At 43.4% G+C, this 24,872-nt stretch carries 25 protein-coding genes and 1 riboswitch; of the genes, 8 read left to right on the top strand and 17 right to left on the bottom strand.

The genetic code is table 11. The features are described 5' to 3' along the window. Window positions 1-7: 7 nt before the first annotated feature. From F946_RS02610 to F946_RS02565, 10 genes are all read right to left on the bottom strand, one after another. A complete protein-coding gene (locus tag F946_RS02610) occupies window positions 8-832 on the bottom strand; it encodes a type II secretion system protein N (RefSeq protein WP_004978632.1) in 825 nt (274 codons plus the stop codon). Then, complete coding sequence (gspN, locus tag F946_RS02605; RefSeq protein ID WP_035326358.1) at window positions 832-1,542, bottom strand: type II secretion system protein N; 711 nt, start codon at window positions 1,540-1,542, stop codon at window positions 832-834. The genes F946_RS02610 and gspN overlap by 1 nt, the downstream gene beginning before the upstream one ends. Before the next feature lie 197 nt (window positions 1,543-1,739). After that, window positions 1,740-2,063 carry an H-NS histone family protein gene (locus tag F946_RS02600; RefSeq protein WP_004692786.1) on the bottom strand — a complete coding sequence of 108 codons (324 nt, stop codon included), beginning with the start codon at window positions 2,061-2,063 and terminating at the stop codon, window positions 1,740-1,742. A gap of 151 nt (window positions 2,064-2,214) precedes the next feature. Continuing rightward, entirely contained in the window at window positions 2,215-2,643 is a 429-nt protein-coding gene (locus tag F946_RS02595; protein WP_004978627.1) for an acyl-CoA thioesterase, read from the bottom strand. A 7-nt stretch (window positions 2,644-2,650) separates the two neighbouring features. Next, window positions 2,651-3,844 (bottom strand): hypothetical protein, encoded by a 1,194-nt coding sequence (locus F946_RS02590; protein WP_004978625.1) that lies wholly within the window; start codon window positions 3,842-3,844, stop codon window positions 2,651-2,653. Window positions 3,845-3,848: 4 nt separating this feature from the next. Further along, a complete protein-coding gene (locus tag F946_RS02585; RefSeq protein ID WP_004978622.1) occupies window positions 3,849-4,691 on the bottom strand; it encodes a hypothetical protein in 843 nt (280 codons plus the stop codon). Next, a complete protein-coding gene (locus F946_RS02580; RefSeq protein WP_004978619.1) occupies window positions 4,688-5,467 on the bottom strand; it encodes a uroporphyrinogen-III synthase in 780 nt (259 codons plus the stop codon). Before F946_RS02580 ends, F946_RS02585 begins: the two co-directional genes overlap by 4 nt. Before the next feature lie 12 nt (window positions 5,468-5,479). Continuing rightward, on the bottom strand, window positions 5,480-6,400 hold the full coding sequence (gene hemC / locus F946_RS02575; RefSeq protein ID WP_004978617.1) for a hydroxymethylbilane synthase: 921 nt from the start codon (window positions 6,398-6,400) through the stop codon (window positions 5,480-5,482). 118 nt (window positions 6,401-6,518) lie between these two features. Further along, window positions 6,519-7,259, bottom strand: coding sequence for a LytR/AlgR family response regulator transcription factor (locus tag F946_RS02570; RefSeq protein WP_004978616.1), 741 nt, complete (start codon window positions 7,257-7,259; stop codon window positions 6,519-6,521). A gap of 51 nt (window positions 7,260-7,310) precedes the next feature. Continuing rightward, the gene (locus F946_RS02565) at window positions 7,311-8,465 is read right to left on the bottom strand and encodes a sensor histidine kinase (protein ID WP_035326354.1); all 1,155 of its coding nucleotides are present in this window, start codon (window positions 8,463-8,465) and stop codon (window positions 7,311-7,313) included. On the opposite strand from F946_RS02565, the gene argH reads away from it, so the two are divergent. Both argH and F946_RS02555 read left to right on the top strand, forming a co-directional pair. Further along, on the top strand, window positions 8,456-9,889 hold the full coding sequence (gene argH / locus F946_RS02560; RefSeq protein ID WP_004978613.1) for an argininosuccinate lyase: 1,434 nt from the start codon (window positions 8,456-8,458) through the stop codon (window positions 9,887-9,889). The genes F946_RS02565 and argH overlap by 10 nt on opposite strands. 12 nt (window positions 9,890-9,901) lie before the next feature. Further along, on the top strand, window positions 9,902-10,174 hold the full coding sequence (locus tag F946_RS02555; RefSeq protein ID WP_004978611.1) for an oxidative damage protection protein: 273 nt from the start codon (window positions 9,902-9,904) through the stop codon (window positions 10,172-10,174). 403 nt (window positions 10,175-10,577) lie between these two features. Here the strand turns inward: F946_RS02555 and phoU are convergent, their stop codons facing one another. Continuing rightward, on the bottom strand, window positions 10,578-11,294 hold the full coding sequence (gene phoU / locus F946_RS02550; protein WP_004692799.1) for a phosphate signaling complex protein PhoU: 717 nt from the start codon (window positions 11,292-11,294) through the stop codon (window positions 10,578-10,580). Window positions 11,295-11,383: 89 nt separating this feature from the next. Beyond that, complete coding sequence (abuO, locus tag F946_RS02545; RefSeq protein WP_004978609.1) at window positions 11,384-12,712, bottom strand: multidrug efflux outer membrane protein AbuO; 1,329 nt, start codon at window positions 12,710-12,712, stop codon at window positions 11,384-11,386. 279 nt (window positions 12,713-12,991) lie between these two features. On the opposite strand from abuO, the gene F946_RS02540 reads away from it, so the two are divergent. From F946_RS02540 to gluQRS, 6 genes are all read left to right on the top strand, one after another. Beyond that, a complete protein-coding gene (locus F946_RS02540; RefSeq protein ID WP_035326351.1) occupies window positions 12,992-14,044 on the top strand; it encodes a hypothetical protein in 1,053 nt (350 codons plus the stop codon). Window positions 14,045-14,113: 69 nt separating this feature from the next. Next, window positions 14,114-14,241, top strand: a riboswitch (TPP riboswitch). Window positions 14,242-14,385: 144 nt separating this feature from the next. Next, on the top strand, window positions 14,386-16,278 hold the full coding sequence (thiC, locus tag F946_RS02535) for a phosphomethylpyrimidine synthase ThiC (protein ID WP_004978606.1): 1,893 nt from the start codon (window positions 14,386-14,388) through the stop codon (window positions 16,276-16,278). Window positions 16,279-16,353: 75 nt separating this feature from the next. Beyond that, window positions 16,354-16,974, top strand: coding sequence for an NUDIX domain-containing protein (locus F946_RS02530; protein WP_004978604.1), 621 nt, complete (start codon window positions 16,354-16,356; stop codon window positions 16,972-16,974). 10 nt (window positions 16,975-16,984) lie between these two features. Further along, complete coding sequence (gene cpdA, locus F946_RS02525; RefSeq protein ID WP_004978603.1) at window positions 16,985-17,782, top strand: 3',5'-cyclic-AMP phosphodiesterase; 798 nt, start codon at window positions 16,985-16,987, stop codon at window positions 17,780-17,782. A gap of 209 nt (window positions 17,783-17,991) precedes the next feature. Further along, entirely contained in the window at window positions 17,992-18,519 is a 528-nt protein-coding gene (gene dksA, locus F946_RS02520) for an RNA polymerase-binding protein DksA (protein ID WP_004692816.1), read from the top strand. 2 nt (window positions 18,520-18,521) lie between these two features. Then, complete coding sequence (gluQRS, locus tag F946_RS02515) at window positions 18,522-19,439, top strand: tRNA glutamyl-Q(34) synthetase GluQRS (RefSeq protein WP_051064945.1); 918 nt, start codon at window positions 18,522-18,524, stop codon at window positions 19,437-19,439. Between the two features lie 216 nt (window positions 19,440-19,655). On the opposite strand, the gene ftsW is transcribed toward gluQRS, so the two are convergent. The 5 genes from ftsW to F946_RS02490 all read right to left on the bottom strand — a co-directional run bounded on the left by ftsW (window position 19,656) and on the right by F946_RS02490 (window position 24,773). After that, window positions 19,656-20,852 carry a putative lipid II flippase FtsW gene (ftsW, locus tag F946_RS02510; RefSeq protein ID WP_004978601.1) on the bottom strand — a complete coding sequence of 399 codons (1,197 nt, stop codon included), beginning with the start codon at window positions 20,850-20,852 and terminating at the stop codon, window positions 19,656-19,658. Window positions 20,853-20,871: 19 nt separating this feature from the next. Beyond that, entirely contained in the window at window positions 20,872-22,218 is a 1,347-nt protein-coding gene (gene murD, locus F946_RS02505; protein ID WP_004978600.1) for a UDP-N-acetylmuramoyl-L-alanine--D-glutamate ligase, read from the bottom strand. A 159-nt stretch (window positions 22,219-22,377) separates the two neighbouring features. After that, the gene (locus tag F946_RS02500; protein WP_004978599.1) at window positions 22,378-22,629 is read right to left on the bottom strand and encodes a DUF6587 family protein; all 252 of its coding nucleotides are present in this window, start codon (window positions 22,627-22,629) and stop codon (window positions 22,378-22,380) included. A gap of 27 nt (window positions 22,630-22,656) precedes the next feature. Next, on the bottom strand, window positions 22,657-24,516 hold the full coding sequence (feoB, locus tag F946_RS02495) for a ferrous iron transporter B (RefSeq protein ID WP_004978597.1): 1,860 nt from the start codon (window positions 24,514-24,516) through the stop codon (window positions 22,657-22,659). Then, window positions 24,513-24,773, bottom strand: coding sequence for a FeoA family protein (locus tag F946_RS02490; protein WP_010325703.1), 261 nt, complete (start codon window positions 24,771-24,773; stop codon window positions 24,513-24,515). Before F946_RS02490 ends, feoB begins: the two co-directional genes overlap by 4 nt. Window positions 24,774-24,872: the final 99 nt, after the last annotated feature.

The raw sequence follows: 24,872 nt of genomic DNA, 5'->3' as shown, positions 1-24,872 counted from the left end.
TGTTCGATCACTGAAAATTCTGTTGTACCGTAATGATACGATCACCACGTTTCACTTCTATTTTTACTTGTCCTTCACGGCGCGCACGTTCTAACAACTGCGCGTCGTTTTGCCCCTGTCCGATCGTTTGACCATTTAAAGACATAATCTGATCCCCAGCCTGCAAGCCTAAACGGCTTCGCAGTGCAGCTGGTGTTTGCTCAGTGACTTGATAACCCTGCCCTGTGTTATTGGTATTTACACCCAAATCTTTTAAATATTGCTCACGATCTTGTTGTAAGTTCTGTACTGCTTGGCCTAATGCTTGCTGCTCTTGACTCACAGCAGGCGCTGCAACGGGTGTTGCTGCTGGGGGCACAATTTGCTGATCTAAATTATCAATCCCCTGAAAAAACAATTCTCGGGTTTGCCCACTGTTATTTTTGAGAATCGCACGATCCCAATACACCTCTGACAAATAATAAGCGCTGCCTTCGATGTTTTCCCCCACCCGATAGCGCTCTGCCACATTATTTGCCTTAATCACGGCAGATGAGAACTGACTTGGTTGCCCAACCACCACACCTTGTAGCTGTAAATTGAGCTGATCATCTGCGGGATTCTTACTTTGCTCTGCAAATAACGCAAAATTGGTAATATTCGGAACTTGAGGTTGCTGCGAACCCAATTCAACGCGTGGCATTTGCATAACTTGTGGTGGCGCCACCCAAAGCCAAAATAAGCCAGCCAACTTCCAGCATAGCGCCAATATCAAAAGCATTAAGCACAATGGTGCTATACGTTCAAACTGTTTGAGATTCAGCTCTGGTAATTTTTGCAGATCAAAACCCATCAAAAGCCCCCACTAAGTAAAGGCTGACGTGAACTCACCACATAACTATCTAGGCCTGCTTTGCCTTGATATGATGGGACATTCAACATGAGACGCTGGGTTAATTGCACATCTAACATCAGACTTGGGTCGATGGTCAGGTTCATCAGTTTTTGTTGTCGTTGATCGCGTAAATCGACTATCAGCTTATTTTGCTCCTGCGACAAACGACCCGCCAATGATGGAATCTGCATTTGTTGTGGGCGCTGCGCAAAGATATACATGAGTTCGCCGCCTGCCCATTGTATTCCCCCATTCACTTGGTCAAATCCCTGCTCTTTTTTATAATTAAAATCAATTTTTTGTAACTGAATCGCATTACTCGGCCATTGCCAATTGGCCAACGACTTTAACGTTTCGGGTGCAATTTGTCCGTTTAAATCACGCACCATTATTTTTTTCCCAAACCCATAGGCTAAAACGCCTTCAAGCTTGGTATTGGCACTATAAATTTCGAGATTGGCTCCTGCACGAAGGAGCAGTAAATCTAAAGGTCGGGTGGTCCAAAGCACAGTTCCACGCAATTTTCCAGTTTGCCAATCGGCCTGTCCATGCCAAATATTACCGCTGACGTTATGTAAAACTTGGTTGTTTTTATAAAATTTTGCAATGAGCCATGCCGCAGGAATTTGCAGCAAAACAAAAATCAAAAAGGCAACGACTGCAAACATCCACCACGTGATGTATTTAGGTTTTGTGATTCTCCCACCACGAACTTTCAATTATTCTTCCTTGCTTCATTTCTTGTCTTTCTTTGATAGACATTATGCATAATTTTACAACAACACCAAACTTTAACTATAAAAAAAACCAAGCAGATGATGCTTGGTTTTTTGAGCTTATGTCACATCTGTGACAAGGTGATGACTTAGATTAGAAAATCTTCAAGCTTCGCACCTTTTTCCAACTGAGCCACTAACCAACGTGGTTGCTTACCACGGCCAGTCCATGTCTCAGCAGCATTGCCTTTGTTACGGTAACGCGGTTCAACCGACTTACGTGTGCCTTTTTTACGCTTAGTCGCGCCAAACTCTAAAATTTGTTCAATGCTTAAGCCTACATTTTCCGCAATCGCGTTAATTTGGGTATAAGCATCTTCAATTGCTTGATCTTTTTTAGATGCAATTAAAGCTTCCGCTTCGATTTGTAGACGCTTTAACTCTTCTACGGATAAATTACTAATATCTGGCATTACATTAACTCCATTAACCAACATTTTATTTACTGAGTCTATTTAATAATATTTTGATTAGACCAAAGACTCAACTCATCCATGACTTAAACAACAATACTTAGACAGTATTTATATAGTCTAGCGACTTTTAAAATAAATAAAAAGATATTTATATTTGGTGACCGACCGTTAACTCAAATTCTTTGAGTTTTTGACGCACCAGTTCAGGAATTAATGTTTTCTGCATATTGGTTTTATCGACGCAAACAATGACCGCTTCTGCTTCCGCAACGAATGCTTGTTGCTGTTCACTCCATAATAAATAGTGCATACGAAATGCACTATTTCTGAGTTCTTCAATACGTGCACTAATTTTTAATTGGTCTGGATAAAATACTGGTTTTAAATATTTGCACTGATTTGATGCAACAACAGTTAGCACATCAGCAGATAAAATACCCGTATGTTCAATATAAGCCAAACGAGCACTTTCAACATAACGATAATACATTACATTATTAACATGACCAAAGGCATCCATATCTCCCCAAGCCACGTGTTGAGTATAAACCAATGGGTAATCTAAAACGCTCTGCATTATGCACCTATATTTTCATTTCTACAAAATTTGCATTATTTTCAAAAATTAAATTTAACTGTTTAATTAAATCTTCATCACCATTTAAAGTCGATTTGATTCTTAAATAGTTCATTAATACATTATCTGGATATAAACTTAATAACGCATCTGCCTGCTCTTGCATGCCTAAAGCAGTATAAATATGCCACTTGGCAAAACTCAAAACCGGCACACTCGTATACTTCGCTTCCCATGCTTCAATGTGTTGCTGCAAGTCCACATAATCGGGTTGCTGTTTCAAAAGTTGCTGCTGGAACCACAAATAAAATACTTCCGAATTAAACTGCTGATTGAGCAAATAAATCGACAAGTGTTCGTGCTGTTCACTCATGTCTGGCATACGTGCTAATAACTTAAGCCACAGCAGTTGAACATCATAACTGCGGCTGAAAATCTGATCAGACAAATCCAAATAACGTTGTTTTAAATCCTCTAAATTTTCATAATTGGCTTGATCAAATTTTATCAATAAACGCTTCAGCCATGCTTTTTTCACATCTTGATCTAAATGACCATATTGGGTTGAGCGTAAATACAGCCACGGAAACTGAATCGCAAAACGCCCCCATAGCTCTTTTAAACACGCTTCATAAGCGGTTTGCACATCTTTAAGCCAAGGTGAAAGTTCATGTTGATTGAGAAACTCTAGATGGGTTAAAGCCTGTTCTGCATCTTCTTGTGCTAAAAACAGTTCAATACGCTGCAGTTCAGCCAACTCAAAAGCCATGGCATTGCTTTGGCTCAAGGCGCTTAAGGCTTCAGGGAACTGCTCCTGCATCAAATATAAACGTGCATCGATTATACTTTTGAGCAAGCCCGACTGCGCGAAGGCATTTTGAATAAAGGCTTGTTGATCTCGACCTGCATCCAACAGCCAAATCACAGCCAGTTGTTCATAAGGATGCAAACTTTTAAAATCAAAAACAGTTTCCGCTTTGCGTTTTTCTCGACTGAGATACCGTTTTAGCCCCAACCAAACCAAATGCAAGCTAAAACTAAGCAGTGCTAGCGCAATAAATACAATCCAGAGATTGGTTTGTAACTGCCAGTCATGCCAAAACACGTAGACATAACCCGCACCATGCCCATAACTCAAGACACTCAACACAGCAATTGCAATTAAACTCACCAAACCATAAGCAATCAGTATTTGTTTCATTCCATTACCCCAACAACGCACGCGTACTTAAAATAGGCGTTGGGACAACCACCAATGTTTTCAGCTTATTCAGCTGTTTCAACAGCTCTTTGGCTTTAGGGTCTGGAAGTTGCTGGATCAACAGCATCACTTCGGTTAAGTCTTTTTGGTATTCGGTATATTGCCCTGCAGCTAAGGCTTGGCGTGCCAACAATAAACGTAACTGAGCTTCTTTAAGCACGATTTGTCGTTGCATTAATGCTGTTGCAGGTGCTTGCGCAGGTTCGAGCCTCAACCATTGCTTCCAAAAGGGTTCGGACGGATCGCGTGTGGTGTTTAACTGAGGTTGTTGTATTTCCCGACTTAAGACCTGATCAATTTGTTGCAACTGACGGTTAATCAGCGCTTGCTGCTCATTGCGCTCAGCCACAAACTTCTGAATGGTTTGCATATCTCGCGCTATGACCTGATGCAAACTTTGCTTCAACGCCACAGCCAAGTTATATTTTTCCAGCTGCATATCTAAAAAAGCCAACTTATCGGTGGCCACCACATACTGCTGTTGCTTTAAGGCAAACTCAACCAAGTCCAACTGTTGCTTAATAAACAAAATTGGATCAATACCCTCAACCACCAATTCGGCAGGTTGGCTACTCATCGTATTCACTGTTGCAGGGTTTTGTTTCAAAGTTTCTTTTTGACGCTGCATAGCCACGACTTGATCGTTCAAATTGGCGCTGCGCTGTTCGATTTGGTGCATTTCATTGAGCAAAGTAGCTTGCTGTGTACTCAGCCCCCACACGTCATAACTTAGCTTCGCAATCCACGCCAATGCAGCCATCAATACAATGATAAGAATCTTCTTCATGCGTTCCCTTGCTCACTTTGTAACAACTGTACAATCGTGGCTGTCTTTAAATCTTTCAGTACACTCATTTTAAACGGCACATGCATTTGCTGTTGATACTGCTTCAAGATCTGTGCCAAACGCTCACCCAACACCAAAAAGTGTCCTTGTTGCAGAAGCTTAATATTTGAGTCCAGCAGAGCTAACCAATTTTGCCAACTGGCCTCACTGCTGATCAGTGTGACATAGTGATTATGTTCTGATAAACATTGAATTAGTTCAGCCTGTTGCTGCATCGTTTCATTTGGACAGCGACGCTCATACAAAATAAAGTTCAGTATAAGACGCCCGTGTTGCATTAAGGTGTCCATCATAAACTGACGCCCACCCTCTCCCCGCCAAAACGCAATGCTCGCATCGCTGGCCAAGTTCTGCAAAACAGGCAGTTGTAACATCCCTTCAGAGGTTTCCACCTCAGGCACCACACTATCCAAACCATATTCAGCCAAAGCCTGCGCTGTTTTTTGTCCGACTGCAATCCATTGAATATGCTGTAAATCAGACACCGTTAAACCGCTTTGCAGCAAATGTGCCATACCAAACTGCACAGCACTAGGGCTGACCACCACAATCACTTGGGTGTACACTAGCTGCTGATACAAGCGCTCTAGGTCATGACTCCATGCTCTAGGCAACAACTCCAGTAACGGCAATGGATAGACCTCAACAGCCTGTTGCTCTAGTGCCATCGTGAGGCTTGCCGCGCGATCAACAGGGCGCGTATTAATAAACAGCATCGTTAAGAAATATTAGTGATAAAAGGCTTTGAGTAAATCACCTGCACCTTGAGCCAATAACTCTTGTGCAAGGACAACCCCCAAATGTTCAGCTTCAGCGGCATCACCCGCCACTTGTGCTTTGAGGAGCGTTTGCCCATCGACACTCCCCACACGCCCTTCGAGCTGGATGCGGTTGTCTGCTAACGTGGCATAGCCTGCAATGGGCACCTGACATCCACCTTCAAGATAAGCATTGAAAGCACGTTCAGCGCGAACACAGGTATCGGTTTCTATATGTAATAACGGATGGATTAAATCCAATATCGCTTGATCATTTGCACGGCACTCTAACCCTAAAGCACCTTGACCCACGGCAGGTAAACTCAACTCTGGGCGAATGGTATGACGAATACGTTCTGCCAGCCCCAAGCGTTTTAATCCCGCACTGGCCAAAATAATGGCATCGTACTGACCCGCATCCAATTTAGATAAACGTGTTCCCACATTCCCACGTAAATCGATAATCTCTAGGTCGGGTCGTTGCTTTAAAATTTGGCATTTACGGCGCAAACTCGAAGTACCGACCTTTGCTCCTTGTGGCAAGGCATCAAAACTAACATAACTATTCGACACAAAAGCATCTAAAGGATCTTCACGCTCACAAATGACGGCCAGCGACAAACCTTCAGGCAAAGCCATCGGAACATCTTTCATCGAATGCACCGCCAAATCAGCACGACCATCCAACAAAGCCGCTTCAAGCTCTTTGACAAATAAACCTTTGCCACCAATTTTTGCCAATGGCGTATCTAAAATTTTGTCCCCTTGGGTAACAAAAGTCACCAACTCTACTGTGAGCCCCGCATGCAGTGCTTCTAAACGAGCACGAATATGTTCAGCTTGCCAAAGAGCAAGCGGGCTTTGTCGAGTAGCGATCTTTAGGGTTTTCATAAATTTTAGTATGTGCCAATAAGAATGAAACTATCTTAAACTGAATTTACCCCATTGGAAATGTATTCAGCCCAAAGCACCCCCGTCTCATCAGCAGCAGAGCCATTTAATTGGCGTGCTAAAGCTTATGTAAGCGCTCTCGCAAGCCCGGTAAATGCCGTCGACTCACTGCTAGGCGCTCATCTAACTCACGGCAACGCACTTGATACTGCCCAGAGTTGACCACTTCAAGCCCTTCTAAAAAGTGAACTGAAACCAAGGCATTACGGTGAATACGAATAAAGGCCTCCCCAAACTCATGCTCTAAGTCTTTTAAGGTTTCATCAATTAAGACACTGCCGTTTTTGTGGCGTACCGTGACATATTTTTGATCCGCCAAAAAATAATAAATATTTTCAATGGGAACCAATTCCACACCACGATAGGTTTTCGCTGCGATTTGATGTCGCTTTACGTTAAATTCGTCCATATTTTCTTTTTGTTTTATCTCGCTCATTTGAGCTTGGGTTAATTTAGTGAGATGACCAAGCACCTGTTGCAATTCCTGTTGCATCACTGGTTTTAATAAATAACCTTCAGCATGTGACTTAAATGCATCGAGCGCATGCTCATCATAAGCTGTACAAAATACCAAAGCAGGCATCGGCTCAAGCTGACGCAAATAATGCGCACAGGTCAAACCATCCATTTCTGGCATCTGAATATCTAAAAGTACCACATCAGGTTCATATTGTTGAGTTAATTCAATTGCTTGTTGACCATGTGAGGCTGTTGCCACCACTTGATGTCCGAGCTGACTCACCAATCTAGACAAACGTTCGATTGCTAAAGGCTCATCATCACAAATTAGGATGTCCATTTATCTCCTCCCCAACAGTCACCTTGTTTATTTTTATAGGTTCACTGCGGCTTATTTATATTGATACTGCACAACAGTGGTATACATTCCCTCCCCTGCATAGGTTTGAAAGCTCACAGTTCGCCCAAAATATGCCTCTAGACGCTGCTTCACATTTTCAATGGCAATACCATGTCCTTGTCGTTTATGAATTGTTTCCTTTGTAAATGGGTTAGTTATGACGATATTAACTTGATTTTGCAATATTTCAATCAGTACACTTATCGTACTCTTAGTTAAAAATTTTTCAACACCATGAAAAATACTATTTTCAAGTAAAGGTTGTAAAGTTAAGAGTGGAATTTGTACCTGCTTACACAATTCGGCATGCTCGATTTTCCATTCAACCTGTAAACGATCCCCCAAACGAATTTGCTCAATCGCCAAATAACGTTGACACAACTCAATTTCATCACTGAGCTTGACCAGTTTTAACTCTTGGAAACTGGCTCTAAACAGACGCGATAGATTGAGCAACATCTGTTCGGCTTTATCTGGGTCAATCGCAATTAGGCAAATCACATTGTTTAAACTATTAAACAAAAAATGCGGGTGAATACGGGCTTGCATGGCCTGCACCCGTGCATTCAGCTCACTATTTTGCTGCCTAAACCACTGTTCTCTTAGGTACAAATAACGAAAACAAAAGCTGCCTAACAGCAAGCCATAGCCCAAATGCAAAGCAACATCATTCCATAAGATGGCTGAAGTCAAACCATTGAAACTAAAATTAGCTCCAAAGAAGATCAGTATATTAAGGCTGAGCGTGGTCACCAAAACAATGATCTGTAATAGAAAAAAGCCTGACAATAAAGTCATACCCAGACCCAAATTCTGCAACTTTTTTTGCCCATATTGCATTAGCGCAGCAAAAGACAGTAAAACCCAATTGATGTAAAGCATATAACCGAGTACATGCTCAAACACCAAGTTTGACCAAGACTGCACCTCGGCCAAAGCCAACAGCATGGCCAACAAATTTCCACCAACAAATAATTCCAACAAATGCGGCCATTGCACGATTTTGCTAAATAAATAAGAGATATTTGGCTTAGCCATGCTGGAAGTTAAACTTTGCGCATCTTGAACTTCGGCAAGTTGTCTTGAATTTGTTATACTCATGCGAGTTCTACCGCTTTTTATCTTATTGAGCCGACATGACCACATCTTCTAATTCCTCAAATCCGTCACAACCCCAAACTTCGGGTATGTGGGGCGGTCGTTTCTCTGAAGCTACTGATGCCTTTGTTGCTGAATTTACAGCATCTGTACAATTTGACCAACGCTTTTATAAACAAGATATTGCAGGTTCTATTGCTCATGCGACCATGCTTGCAAAAGTTGGCGTTCTGACTGAACAAGAACGCGATGACATCATCAATGGCTTAAACACCATTCAAGCTGAAATCGAAGCGGGTCAGTTCGAATGGCGTATTGACCTAGAAGATGTGCACATGAACATTGAGTCGCGTTTGACTCAACGGATTGGCATCACAGGTAAAAAGCTCCACACCGGTCGTAGCCGTAATGACCAAGTGGCAACCGATATTCGCCTCTATGTCCGCGATGAAATCGATGCCATTTTAGAATTACTGAAAAAATTACAAAAAGGTATTTTGAGTATTGCTGCTCAAAACACGCATACCATTATGCCGGGCTTCACCCACTTACAAACGGCTCAGCCTGTGACTTTTGGTCACCACCTGTTGGCATGGTTTGAAATGTTAGTGCGTGACTCTGAGCGTCTCATTGACTGTCGTAAACGTACTAACCGTATGCCTTTAGGTTCAGCAGCACTTGCGGGTACCACTTACCCAATCGACCGTGCATTTACAGCAGAGTTACTGGGTTTTGAAGCTGTTTCTGAAAACTCACTCGATGCAGTATCTGATCGCGACTTCGGTATTGAATTCAATGCTGCGGCGTCTCTGATCATGATGCACTTATCACGCATGTCAGAAGAACTGATTCTTTGGACGTCTGCACAGTTTAAGTTTGTAAACATTCCAGACCGTTTCTGTACTGGCTCTTCAATCATGCCACAAAAGAAAAACCCAGATGTTCCAGAGTTAGTGCGCGGTAAAACAGGTCGTGTCTATGGCGACTTGATGAGCTTGTTAACACTGATGAAAGGTCAACCGTTGGCGTATAACAAAGACAACCAAGAAGACAAAGAACCTTTGTTTGATGCGATTGATACCGTGCGTGGCTCGCTCATGGCTTTTGCAGACATGATTCCTGCTTTGGTTCCAAACATCGACATCATGCGTGAAGCAGCGCTTCGTGGTTTCTCAACCGCAACTGACTTGGCTGATTACCTTGTGAAAAATGGCGTGGCTTTCCGTGATGCACATGAAATTGTAGGTAAAGCCGTTGCTTTAGGTGTACAAGAGTCAAAAGATCTTTCTGAATTAACTTTAGAACAACTTCAACAGTTCTCTGACTTAATTCAAGCGGATGTGTTTGAAAAGGCGCTGACCCTTGAAGCGTCAGTCAATGCACGTAACCATATTGGTGGAACTGCACCTGCGCAAGTCGAAGCTGCAATTGAACGTGCCCATGCGCGTTTAGAAAAACTTTATGCTCAATAAGGACGTCTAGATATGACTCGACAAGTTTTTTGCCGTAAATATCAAACAGAAATGGAAGGTTTAGACTTTGCACCTTTCCCTGGCGCAAAAGGCCAAGAACTTTTTGAAAGCATCTCCAAGCAAGCTTGGGGAGAATGGTTAAAGCACCAAACCACTTTAATCAATGAAAAACGCCTAAATGTGTTTGAACCTGATGCGAAAAAGTTTCTTGAAGAACAACGTGAGAAGTTCTTTAACAATGATGAAAGCTTAGAAAAAGCAGAAGGCTTAAAGCCTGAGGCGTGATAAAGCGTTGCACATTTGAAAAGCCCCAACATCGGGGCTTTTCTTTTTATTCATACAATGTTCTATCTAAGCACAGGGATGACCAACCCCCAAATAGATGACATATTGATGACCCAATTACGCTATAAAGCCGTTATTTGTATCTAAATAATTAAGTGTAAACATAGCGCTACATAACCATTGCAAAACTCAACATTACACTACAAGAACCTACATGACGCAGAAAAACATCTTTCCTATAATGGCATTCAAGGATAGAGGGAAACCTCTTATCGATAACGATAAATATCCCCGATTTTAGTCTCAGATTTCCCCCAAAGTCTGAGATTTTTTTTATCCGAAAATTAAGCAACCATTAAAAAGCACAACCGAAGTTGTGCTCGAAAAATAAGTTTCGCTTTTTTTATTTTTGGATATGTTTTTCAACTTCTTCAAAACTGGTATGACGTACATCCAAACCTTTCACCATGTAAATCACTTGCTCAGAGATATTCCGCGCATGATCGCCAATACGCTCTAATGAACGTAATACCCACATCACATTAATCACACGCGCAATATGACGCGGGTCTTCAATCATATAAGTCATCAAAGTACGCGTTGCAGATTGATATTCACGGTCAATATCAGCATCGGCCATCATCACACGTAGCGCTTGTTCTGCATCTAAACGTGCAAAAGCATCCAGGGCATCATGAATCATGACACGGACTTGGTTACCAATATGACGCGTTTCCATATAACCGCGAGGGGATTCGCCATCTTCACATAAGCTTTGCGCAATACGGGCAATTTTCGCAGCTTCATCACCAATACGCTCTAGGTCGGTATTGGCTTTCGACATCGCAATTACCATACGCAAATCAATCGCAGCAGGATGACGACGCGCCAAAATCAAGGTCAAGGCTTCATCAATTTCACGTTCGAGCTGATTCACCGCATTGTCTTTAAACTGAACATCGACCGCTAAGTTGGCATCGGTGTCGAGTAGCGCATGAATTGCATTTGCCACTTGTTGCTCTACCAAACCACCCATGGTCATAAATTTGGTGTTCACATCCTGCAAATCTTCATTGAACTGCGAAGAAATGTGATGGTTTAAAACAGGACTATTTGGCAAAGGACGTACTCCACAGCAACATCATGAGGGACTAAAGATTGAGCGATATTAAAGCATAGCAATTGTGAAGATTTGATGACAAGACCCTTTTATAAGCGTGCTTTGTCCACCAACCATGCATTCATTTCTTGAATATCTTGTTCAGTCAACTTACCCACAGATGCCTTTAAATGCAAGACATTGATTAGGTAGTCATACTTGGCATTGACATAGTCTTGCTTGGCCGAAAAGGCATTGCGCTGTGCCAGTAAAACATCGACCATGGCTTTTAAGCCTTCTTGATACTGCTCTTGTGAGGCACGAGAGACGAGGCTGGATGATTCCATGGCAGCTTTACGTGCTTGCAACTTGGCTTGGTCTGTTTCCACTTGCAAATAAGACTTTTTCACCTCGGTATTGGCTTTACGGATAGCGGCATCCAGTTCAGCTTCAGACTTTTTGACGTTGACGGCGGCTTTTTGAATCGACTTCTTGGTTCGCCCCCCCGTATAGACATTCCAATTCATCTCAATACCAATCTGATCAAAGTTACCTTTGGCCGACATAATATTCTCAGGAGTCTGCTCACTATAACCATAGCTTCCTACGGCTTCAATTTGCGGATACAACGCAGCTTGTTCAACCCGTTTTTGATCTTCAGCATAGCGCTGTTGCAAGCGTGCCTGCTGAATGCCTAGGTTCTGTGCGAGAGCTAAATTAGTCCATGCTGAAAGTTCTGCAGGATAAGGCTTTTGAAACTGAAAGTCTTCACGTAGCACTGCCAAGTTTTCTTGATAAGGCCCAATAATTTGCGCCAGTTGTTCCTGCGCCAAGACCAGTTGTACATGCGTCGCAATGCGGTTAGCCTGTGCGCTTTGGTATTGAGCATTAGCTTCACTCACATCACTTTTTGCCACCAAACCTTCTCTGAGTTTGGCATTCATCATATTCAGTTGTTCAAGTAAGGCTTGTTCTTCTTGTAAATTGGCTGCGGTTAAACTTTGTTGGCGCAGTACATTAAAATAGGCTTCCGTCACGTCTAAAATGTGTTGCTGCCGCTGTAGCTGTAAATTGACTTCACTTAAACTGAGGGAGGTCTTGACTTGTTTCAATCCTTCCCACGCATCCCAACGAAAAAGGGGTTGGCGCGCCGTAATCGCCACTTGTTTGGTGGTGGTCGTATCGGGCATGGAAAGAACCGAACTCACCTGTCCAATGGGTTGATTTTTTCGAGTCACATTACCAGACAGACTAATGGTAGGTAGTAAGTTACCTTGAGCAATGCCTAAATTGAGTTGATCTGCTTCATATTGGAGTAAATTGGCTTGCCAGTTAGGATCATTGACTTTGGCGCGTTGTAACGCGTCGACCAAATCCAAGGCATGACTCCAAGGCGCGAAAAACAACACACAGCTGGCCAGGACACATTTAATCTTCATTGTTTTTGGTCCACCTTTTCGCCTCACTGGCCTCGTTCTGAGCAACGCTATACTAAAACGAGTTGTCATTATTTTCGTATATTTTTTATTGCACTGGTTACAATAGCGCGCACTAATCTGTTCATTATGAAGTAAATATTGAATAGTGTCATAGCCCGTTCAACAAACTCATTCACAATACTACACATTAAAAATTCCATTCCCCCTATAAAATGAGGCACGGAGAAAAGGAGTTTCTCTACTGTGTTGTCGCTGAACTGAGTTTTTTGATGAGTCGCTGTGAATCATTCTTCTTTATTTTCGCTTAAACCTTACGCACTGATTTTTATGTGTGCGCTGTTGGCTGCCTGTCAGAAACCTGAACCTGTTAGCTTTCAAGAGCCCGCACAAATAGAAGCGTCTTCGACTCAAACCTTGGACTTAACCGACTTGTGCCAAAAAATTGACAAAAACATGTCGGAAATAGATGCACAACGTACGACTTTTGCTCTAGAGCAAATCAATCAAGATCTTAAGCTGTGTTTACCTTTACTCGGCTTTCAACAACAAAAGCATTTATTGGGTTTATCCAATAAAATGTACCATGACTTCTTATCGGTCGAACGTACGCCGCAACAGCAGCGCGCTTTTGAAAGCTATGCTCTAGAAATGGCGCAACATCCGACCATTCAACAAAGTCTTTTTGAGCAACTGACCATTCGCGACCAATACCTCATCAAACACCAAGGGCAGTCTTATGTCGAGCTGTTTGATGCAGGCGAAGGACAAGTGCATTACCGCCGTAGCCCTGAATATTTAGCCAAAATTTTTGCGCCTTATCTCCCTGTCGCAGAGCAAGAGTTTATTGAACATCTGGCGACACAAAATCAATACCCAGCCGTGATTGGGAGTCAGGTCAAAATTGATGCCAAAGAAATTGCAGATCGTGCGCTGTATTGGGAAAGCTACTTACAGCAATATCCAAAAAGTAGCTATCACCAAGATGCACGTCATCTATTGAATCTATACAGCACCCTCTTGTTTATCGGACTGGATACTCAACGCGTTTACGACGGCTATACCGTGCAAAGCAACTATTTGGAAGAAATAGAGCGCCTAGCCGCTTTAAAAAATTCAATTGTGACGGATCAAGCGCGCTTATTTTTAAAGTTCGTGGAGCTCAGCCCTGAACAAAGAGTGGCTCAAATCATCTTGCCTGCTTCCGCTCATGTGCAGCGCCTCGGTGCAGATCAACTCTTACAAAGACAATTGGCGCATTTTATCCAATTGCGTATGGTCCAACCCGATCAAGGCAAAGACTGCTTAAGCGATGCCATTTGCTTAGAACGTTGAACACATTTCCCTTTCACACTTTGAATAAAAAGGTCGCTGTTTTTAACAACAGTGCATGTTAAGATGATGCATCGCTTGACGGAGCGCGAGTAATTGCTCGCTGAGATCAGCTAAGACTTTTCAATAAAGTTTTGAAGCTGAGTACCGTTGAACCTGATCAGGTTAAGACCTGCGTAGGAATCAAGCCATCTAAAAACTGAACGCCTTTCATTGAACTATTTCCAGTAGAAATACATCCGTTGCATTTGCACCCGCAAATCAACAACACACAGAAATAGCTTCAATTGCCATCGTTTTTGGTCGTGCTTGATTCGTTGATGTCATTCATAAGGATCATTGCAATGAACCATTTAACGAATCTTTCCGCTGAAATTTCAGCACAACATGAACAAGATGCCAAAGATCTCACCCGTATCTTGCCTGCCTCTAAAAAAGTTTATATCCAAGGTTCGCGCCCAGACATTCAAGTCCCCATGCGTGAGATTGAACTGACCGAAACCCCAACAGGCTTAGGCGGTGAGTACAATCCACCAGTGATGGTGTATGACACCTCGGGCGTGTATACCGATACCAATGTCAGTATTGATCTGAACAAAGGTCTACCAAATGTCCGTGAAAGCTGGATTGAAGAGCGCAACGATACCGAAATGTTAGATAGCCTCAGTTCAAGCTTTGGCCAAGAGCGTTTACGGGATATTCGTACCGCTAATATCCGCTTTGCGCATATTCAAAAACCACGTCGTGCCAAAGCAGGCCATAATGTCACGCAGATGTATTATGCCAAACAAGGCATTATTACTCCTGAAATGGAATACATCGCTATTCGTGAAAATCAGCGTCAACGTGAAGGGGTCGATGCACGTCAACACGCGGGGCAAAACTTTGGTGCGCATAACCTGATGGAAATCACGCCTGAATTTGTGCGCAAAGAAGTGGCTGAAGGGCGTGCGATTATCCCTGCCAATATTAACCACCCTGAAATTGAACCCATGATCATTGGCCGAAACTTCTTGGTAAAAATCAATGCCAATATTGGTAACTCGGCTCTCGGCTCTTCAATCGATGAAGAAGTCGCAAAAATGACGTGGGCAACCCGTTGGGGTGCAGACACCATCATGGACCTCTCCACAGGGAAGAACATCCATGAAACCCGAGAATGGATTATCCGTAACTCACCTGTTCCGATTGGTACTGTACCGATCTATCAGGCTTTAGAAAAAGTTGATGGGGTAGCGGAAGACCTGACGTGGGAAATCTTCAAAGACACGCTGATCGAGCAAGCTGAGCAAGGCGTAGATTACTTCACCATCCATGCAGGCGTCTTATTACGTTATGTTCCAATGACGGCGAATCGCCTCACTGGTATCGTGTCTCGTGGCGGTTCGATCATGGCACAGTGGTGTTTGGCCCATCATCAAGAAAACTTCCTCTATACGCATTTTGATGAAATCTGTGAAATCATGAAAGCCTATGATGTGTCATTCAGCTTAGGTGATGGCCTGCGTCCGGGGTGTATCCAAGATGCCAATGACGAAGCACAGTTCTCTGAATTACGCACTTTAGGCGAGCTGACCCATCGCGCATGGAAACATGATGTACAAGTGATGATTGAAGGTCCGGGGCATGTGCCTATGCATATGATCAAAGAAAATATGGATCTACAACTTGAAGTCTGCCAAGAAGCGCCCTTCTACACTTTAGGGCCATTGACCACCGATATTGCCCCAGGTTATGACCATATTACTTCCGCGATTGGTGCGGCGATGATTGGTTGGTATGGGACTGCCATGCTCTGTTATGTCACGCCTAAAGAGCATTTGGGTCTGCCGAACAAGAAAGACGTCAAAGATGGCATCATCACCTATAAAATTGCAGCACATGCAGCAGATTTAGCCAAAGGTCATCCGGGTGCGCAAGTCCGTGACAATGCCCTGTCTAAGGCACGTTTTGAATTCCGCTGGGAAGATCAGTTTAATCTCAGCCTTGACCCAGACACGGCGCGTAGCATGCATGATGAAACCATGCCAAAGGAGGCGCACAAATCTGCGCACTTCTGTTCGATGTGCGGTCCCAAGTTTTGCTCGATGAAAATCACCCAAAACGTGCGTGATTATGCACAAAACCAGCAAAACGCTACGCTGAATAAAATTCAGCAAGAAGAGGTCAAAACTGGTCTCGATAGCATGAAAAAACAATTCCATGCAACCGGACAAAACTTGTACCAAAAAGTGTAAGTTGATAAAAAACCTTTTGTAATCATGCGATTCTCAGTTAGGATGAAATGATAAATTTCATCCTGATTGCGCTTTATGAACATAATTAAGCAAGCTACATATCACCGTGAAGATGTCCAAATTGTAGACAGAACCTTTGTTTTTCAGGGTTTTATTCAAGTAGAAAAAGTAAATTTACGTCATCGCCTGTTTAATCAAACTGAGTATACCTCTGTGATTTCACGTGAGCTCATTCAGCGCCCTGAAGCTGCTGGTGTCTTGATTTATGATGATGCACAACAAAAATTTGCCTTGATTGAACAATTTCGTATTGGTGCTATGGATGACCAAGATTCAGCTTGGCAATTAGAGATTATTGCAGGAGTACTCGATGGTGATGAATCACCAGAAAGCTGTATTCGCCGTGAAGCATTAGAAGAATCGGGCTGTCAGATTGAACACTTACAGCATCTGTTTAGCTTTTATCCTTCAGCAGGTGCCTGTGCGGAACTGTTTCATCTGTATAGTGCTGCGGCCGATTTACCCGAACAAGGTGGTGTATTTGGTATGCCCGATGAAGGTGAAAATATTTTATTACACCTGATTGATTATGCGCAGATCGATACATTACTTTCCAATGGTCGGCTCAGAAATGCGCCTGTCATAATGGCCTTGCAATGGCTACAACAACAGATTAAAACGACAAGGAATGTCTAAGGGGTCAGGCATGACTTTAAATAATGAGAAAAATTGGACCATTATCCAAATTTCAGATACGCACTTGATGGATCAAGATCATCTGGAATTTGTCCGTATGAATCCAGAGCAAAGCTTTCATCATGTGATGCAACATATTGTTGAGCGTCACCCACAGCTGAATGCCATCGTCCATACGGGTGACTTGGCACAAGTACCTGTGCCTCGAACCTATCAACGCTATTTAGACTTTATGCAGAGTTTAAAGACACCGTTTTATCAGGTTCCGGGCAATCATGACAATGTCGAACACTTCCCTTTTCATCAACAGCAAAACAAAGTTCATGTGATTCACTTCGGTCCTTGGAGCGTGGTTTTACTCAATAGTGCGGTCAAAGGTAAAATCGATGGCTGGGTCGATGAAGCACAATTGAAGCAACTGGAACAAATCCTACAAGAATTTGCCCAGCAACACATTATGATTGCCTGTCATCATCATCCTTTTGAAATGCAGTCAAAATGGATTGATCAACATAAACTCAAGAACACCCAAGACCTCACTGCGGTTCTTGCGAAATACCACAATGTCAAAATTGTGCTGTCGGGACATGTCCATCAAGAATCATGGCGTGAATGGCATGGTATTCAGTTTTACTCGACGCCGTCTACCAGTGTCCAATTTAAGCCTTTAAGCGATCATTTCGCCTTAGATGAGCAGGCACCAGGTTATCGTATTTTACAATTAAACGCAGACGGTAGCCATGAAACCCACGTAGAACGTGTCTTACACGCACAGCAAAAAATAAATGTTGAAATTTCAGGTTATTAACTTTTCATTTTTATCGTTTTCAATTACCTTAGTTGCTCTTACGAAAAAGTGATCAATTTAATCCAAACATCAAAGACTATCAAAATACTTAAAAAGTCTATATGATGACGACCCCCGAGGGTTAATCTCCTCGAGGGTGGATAAAAACACTTGCATATCACCATATTTTTTGCGTATTAAAGATACGTATATGATGAGGATTGCCCTAAATGGCGAATGACAACCAAAATACTGTCTTAGACGAACAAACTGATGTTGTAGATGAAAAATCTACAAAACGTGTGCGCAAAACTAAGCCTAAAGCGACTGACGGTGGTTCTACTGCAAGCTTATTTGGTATTGAACCTTATCAGCCGAAAAAAAATGAAGAATACATGTCTGAAGGTCAGCTTGAGCACTTCCGCCAAATTTTGTTGGCATGGAAAGCAGAGTTGATGTCAGAAGTTGACCGCACACTCAACACCATGCAAGACGAAAACACCGCTTTGCCTGATGTGAATGACCGCGCGACACAAGAAGAAGAGTTTGCAATTGAACTACGTACACGTGACCGTGAACGTAAACTCATCCGCAAAATCGAACAATCAATTGAAGCGATTAAAAACGATGACTATGGTTTCTGTGAAACCTGTGGTATCGAAATTGGTCTGCGCCGTTTAGAGGCTCGTCCAACTGCAACTTTATGTATTGACTGCAAAACACTGGCAGAAATCAAAGAGAAGCAAAATAACGGTTAATCATGTTATTCAATAATCCTCCCCCAACCCCTCCTCATAAGGAGGGGGATAACAGGATGGCTTATGTGGGTCGGTTTGCGCCATCGCCAACCGGCCCTTTGCATTTTGGTTCACTCATCACAGCCGTTGCCAGTTATTGCGAAGCACAAGCACATCAAGGCACATGGTTGGTTCGTATCGAAGATACCGATATCCCGCGTATTTACCCTGGCAGTGAAAGCCATATCTTGCGTTGTATCGAAGCTTTCGGCTTTCAGCCCGATGCAGAGATCATTTTCCAAAAAGATCGTCTCGATATATACGAAGACGTGATTCAACAACTGCATCAACTCAAACTGGTCTATGCCTGTCAGTGCACCCGCAAAATCCTTGGTTCTAACCATATTTATGCAGGTACCTGCCGTGACCTTGCTCTGCCTTTTGAGCAACAAGCCATTCGCGTCAAAGTGGAAGATGTCGAGATTTGTTTTAATGATGCTCTGCAAGGCAAACACTGCTCACAACTGGCACATGAGCTCGGTGACTTTGTGCTGAAACGCCGCGATGGCATTATCAACTATCAATTAGCGGTCGTGGTAGATGACTACCTACAAGGCATCACCCATGTGGTTCGTGGTGCAGATCTCTTAGATAATACCGAGCGTCAAATTTATTTAGGTCAGCTGCTAGATTATCCGCGCCTGAGCTATATGCATCTGCCTTTGGCCATGAATGATCAAGGGCAAAAGCTATCTAAACAAAATATGGCACAGGCGCTGGATCTTAACCAAGCACCAGCTCTACTCGCTCAAGCGATACACGCTTTAAATCAGCCAGCTGTCGAACTAGACACCCCTGAACGAATGTTGCAACAAGCCATCGCACAATGGGATGTTTCGCTGATTCCACACGGTACTACCCTGCACGGTACCTATTTATAGCAAAACAATTGCGGCAGAAACTCAATACTACGCATAGCGCTCAACGTTTCAATTGAAGCAAATTCAAAAAATTTAGACCATTACAGTCACATTCATCATGAAAGAAGATGGATAGATGTGCTGATGAGAAACACAATTTAGGAAGGGCTCAAACGCTATCCGCATAACGAAAAGTGAGTTTAGTTATGCGAATAGTACGATGAAAGAGCAGCCCGCTTAGAAGCTGGATTCTTCTTTGGTTGGATTGGCACTTTGTGTGGTTGCATCAATTTTCAAAATCAAACTGATCATCACTGCGCACATAATCAGTGATGAACCGCCATAACTAATGAAAGGTAGTGTCAAACCTTTGGTTGGCAGCATCCCCATATTCATACCTGCGTTTACCAAAATTTGCAGTAAGAAAATAATCGACACCCCATAAGCCAAATAACCCGCACGCAAGTACTGATTTTTCAGGGCACGATGACCCACTTTGATACAGCACAGCAACATGGTAAAGGACAGAATTAAGACCGTAGTGATCCCGAAAAAGCCAAACTCTTCGCCTAAAATGGCCAACATGAAGTCGGTATGCGCTTCAGGCAAGTAAGCCATTTTCTGTACACTGTGGCCAAGTCCTACACCAAACCATTCACCACGCCCAAAGGCCATCAAGGCATTGGAAAGCTGGTAACCAGTGCCTAGCGGATCTTCCCAAGGGTTTGAGAAAGACATTAGACGTTCAAAACGGTAAGGCTCAAATACAATCAGAAAGACAAAGGCCGCAAAAATCGCACCAAAAGCCATGCCAAACTGAATCAACGGCGCGCCAGCAAGGAAGAATATACCGAGCATCATCAAACTAATCACCACGGTTGCACCCAAGTCGGGCTCCGCAATAATCAAACCCACCGTCAATAGCATAATGATGCCGAGACGAATCAAGCCTTTGATATTATTTCTTACTTCTTCGGCACGGCGTACCACATAGTCGGCTGTGAAAATCGCCATCATCACTTTGGCAACCTCAGAAGCCTGCAAGGTGAAGCCCGCAACACGAATCCAGCGGGTCGAACCATTGACCTCCGTACCGACGACCAACACAGCGGCCAGCAGTAAAATGGTCAAAATCCACAGCGGAAAGGTGTTATTGAACCAAACATTGAGCGGAACTCGGTATACCGCATAGGCCAAAACGCCAGCCACCGCAATTGAAATCCCGTGACGAAGGACATAGTGAAATGAATTCTCATGAAGGCGTTCAGCATAAGGCATCGACGCAGATGCAACCATGATCGAACCTAAACACAACAACGCAACGACGCAGAAGATCAACACATTACGTGGTGTCACTTCGCTGGGTACACGCGGCGCCCAATGGCTATAAAACTGGTTAATTTTATTGATCGTTGTCTGAGCAAACTCAGCCATCTCAATTTCCTTATTATTTTTAGTGGAGTTCTTGCACACAAGCGACAAACTGATGTCCACGCTGTGGGTAACCACTGAACATATCAAAACTTGCACATGCAGGTGACAATAACACGACATCATGGGCTTGGGTATGGGCTTGGCAAAGTGCAACCGCCTGCTCTAAAGTCTCAGCATGCAGTAAGGTGGTTGTTCCTGCCACAGCTTGTTCAATCAACGCCGCATCTTCACCAATCAATACCGCCACTTTCACGTATTTGCTCAAAGCCTCACGTAAAGCGCTAAAATCTTGTCCTTTGCCTTGACCACCTAAAATGATTGCGACTTTGCCACCTTTGGCTTCAATCGCAGCACCTAGACCATCAATTGCAGCCAGTGTTGCGCCTACATTGGTGCCCTTAGAGTCATTATAGTAACGAACCCCCTCAACGTCTTTCACAAACTCACAGCGATGCTCTAAGCCTTTAAAGCTTTTCAGCGTTTCCAACATCGACTCAAGCGGAAGATTGATTGCCTCACCTAAAGCCAAGCAGGCCAATGCATTGGCCACATTGTGTGTGCCTTGAATATACATCTCTGCGCTGTTCAATAAACGTGTGCGGCCACGGGCCAACCAGATCGTACCATCGTCATCTCTTAATACACCGTACTGATTCATATCAGGTGCATTTAAACCAAAGCTTTGCATTGGCGTAGCATCAGGTACTAAAGGACGAGTAAGTGAGTCATCACGGTTATGAACGACTTTCTTCACGCCTTGGAAAATGCGATGCTTCGCGGTGTGATAGCCCATCATATCGCCATGACGGTCAAGATGGTCTTCACTCATATTCAGCACCACCGCAACTTCAGCTTGTAAATTTGAGGTGGTTTCTAACTGAAAGCTGGATAGTTCTAGAATGTATAAATCTGGCTCATCTTTGGTTAAATCTAACGCTGGGCGACCAAGATTACCACCTACCGCGACTTTTACACCTGCATGTTCAGCCATCAGACCAATCAAGGTCGTCACGGTACTTTTTGCATTCGACCCAGTAATGGCCATGATCGGCTTGTCGGTTACACGGCGTAGGATTTGAATTTCACTCACCACGGGAATGCCTTTGGCAATCGCGGCTTGAATTTCAGGTAGTTTCGGATCGAGCCCAGGGCTAATAACGATTTCTTCAGCAGACAACAACAGTTCTGCGTCAAACTGACCAAAACTGGTTTGTACCTCTGCTGGAATTTGGTCATGACCGGGCGGGGTCGATCGAGAGTCCGTTACTGCAACGCGGTAGCCTTGGTTATGTAAAAAATTGACCGCTGCAACACCAGAAATGCCGAGCCCTGCAACGACCTTAAGTCCACCACGTTGTATTAACATTTTCGCCCCATGCTTGGTCTGAGATTTATCTGCGGAAATGTTAGCACTTTGCTGTTTTGAATGCTTTTTCTGTTTTGACTTTCCTGCACTTTTTTTGTGTCAGTGCGTAAAAAAGCCGCCCCTGTCGGACGGCTTTTTTATTTGTGAGCAAAAATCGTTTTATTTCCACTTCACCGCTTGAACTTCAGGCTTTTTCGCATTGCTGTCTTCTGTTGCTGGACAAGCACAGTTTCCGCCACACCCACCAGCCATTGACGGCCTTAACCACGTCGCCAAACGCGTCCAACCACGAGCCTCACACAGCGCGGACAAGGACATGAAAACTGAACCCGATGTCTTAGGAAATACTTTCTTAAATACCACCACTGCACTCCAGATCACTAGAGCAGCAACAATTAGAATTTCAATCATCTCAATCTCCTCGCCTATTTAAGCCGATTAGCCCAAATAGTGCGTTGCAATTTGATAGGTCAGGAATGACATTAAATAAGCCAAACCAAACAAGTAAATGGTCATAAAACTCACGGTTTTCCATGAACCTGTTTCACGTTTGACCGTCGCTAAAGTCGCCAAACAGTGCGGTGCATAAACAAACCACACCAATAAAGACAGACCAGTCGCCACCGACCAGCCGAGCTCACCGCCACTACTGATCAGTGAAGCCAAACCTTGTGACATGGCATCTTCATCAACAGCGGATAAGGCATATACCGTACCTAAAGCTGCCACCACCACTTCACGAGCTGCCATAGCAGGAATCAAAGCAATACAAATCTGCCAATTGAAACCCAGCGGGGCAAAAATCGGTTGCAGTAAATGACCGAGCATACCGGCAAATGAATAATCAATTTCAGGTAAAGTCGCGCCTTCAGGGGCTTGCGGGAAGGTACACAAGAACCACAGTAAAATAGACAACGCGAAAATAATGCCACCCACACGACGTAAGAAGATCTTGGCACGGTCAAGTAAACCAATCCAAATATTCTTCAAGTCAGGGAAACGATAGCTTGGCAACTCCATCATCAACATATGTTGTGACTTGTCTTTATGGAAGAATTTCAGAACGAAAGATACACACAGTGCACTCACAATCCCGGCCATATATAAAGCAAACAACACCAAACCTTGCAGATTGAAGATCCCCCAAACAGTTTGTTCAGGAATAAAAGCAGCAATTAACAAGGCATATACAGGTAAACGTGCAGAACACGTCATTAACGGTGCCACAAAAATCGTGGTCAAACGGTCACGCGGATCACTAATGGTACGCGATGCCATGATGCCCGGAATTGCGCAGGCAAAGCTAGACAACAATGGAATAAAGGCACGCCCAGAAAGACCTGCTTTAAACATCAGCTTATCTAGCAAAAACGCGGCACGCGGTAAATAACCCGACTCTTCCAATACCAAGATAAAGAAGAACAAAATTAAAATCTGCGGTAAGAACACCACGACACCACCCGCACCCGCAATAATCCCGTCCACCACCAAACTGTTAAGTAAAGGGTGGCTAATGGATGCACCAATGGTTTCACCTAGCCAACCAAAGAAGGTTTCAATCCCATCCATAAACGGCGCTGCCCAAGCAAAAACGGCTTGGAAGACAATAAACATCATCACTGCAAGGCTAACTAAACCCAAAACTGGATGTAGGAAAATCTTATCTAGAAAATCAGTTCGCTTGTCTTCTTCATCGACGTACTGCACAGCGTCATGTAATAAATTTTCTACTTTCTCATGTGCAGTGTCGCCTTTTAAACCCGTCAGCTCGGTATAAGGCACGGCATATTTGCCCTGCTCTAAAGCGCTAAGCAGGCTTTCAATACCAGAGTTACGCACCGCAACGGTTTCAACGATCGGCACACCCAAGCGCTCAGAAAGCTTTTGGGTATTGATTTGCATGCCACGGCGACGTGCTTCATCCATCATGTTTAAAACGATTAACATTGGACGGCCCAATGCAATCAGTTCAATCACTAAACCAAGGTGAAGTTTGAGGTTAGTTGCATCAACGATACATAAGAAAGCATCTTGCTGACCTTCGTCTGCAATTTTCCCCATCACCACGTCACGGGTAATCATTTCATCAGGACTAGTCGCATCTAAGCTATACGTCCCTGGCAAATCCAGAACGCGAACTGCTTGACCCGAAGGAAGACTAAATTGACCAACTTTACGCTCAACCGTTACACCCGCATAGTTACCTACTTTTTGGCGTGTTCCAGTGAGATGGTTAAATAACGAAGTTTTACCGCAGTTTGGATTACCTACAAGGGCAACACGCAAGGCATCACTCATCTAGGTGCTCCTTCGACTTGAATTTCAATTTTTTCAGCTTCAACTTTTCTTAAGGCGAAACGTGTAAAACCCACTTGGATTAAAATTGGATCGCCACCAAAAACACCTTTGGTAATCACCTGTACTTTTGTACCTGCGACAAAGCCTAATGTTTCAAGACGACTAGCCACCAAATCAGTCTGAGCTTCGCCATCCAAAGTATGATTCACTTTGTTAATGATGGCAGTTTGTTTGACTTTTAAATCAGATAAACGCACCGCATCCAACCCTTTAATATTTTGAACAGTATACAAACAAATGAGAATAATTACCAAATCAGATTCGATAATGATTCGCATCTGTTATAACACATCGAC

This window comes from Acinetobacter johnsonii ANC 3681 (genome assembly GCF_000368805.1).
Lineage (GTDB): Bacteria > Pseudomonadota > Gammaproteobacteria > Pseudomonadales > Moraxellaceae > Acinetobacter > Acinetobacter johnsonii.
The sequence above is the reverse complement of the archived record's forward strand: the minus strand, read 5'-3'. Positions and strand labels throughout refer to the sequence as shown.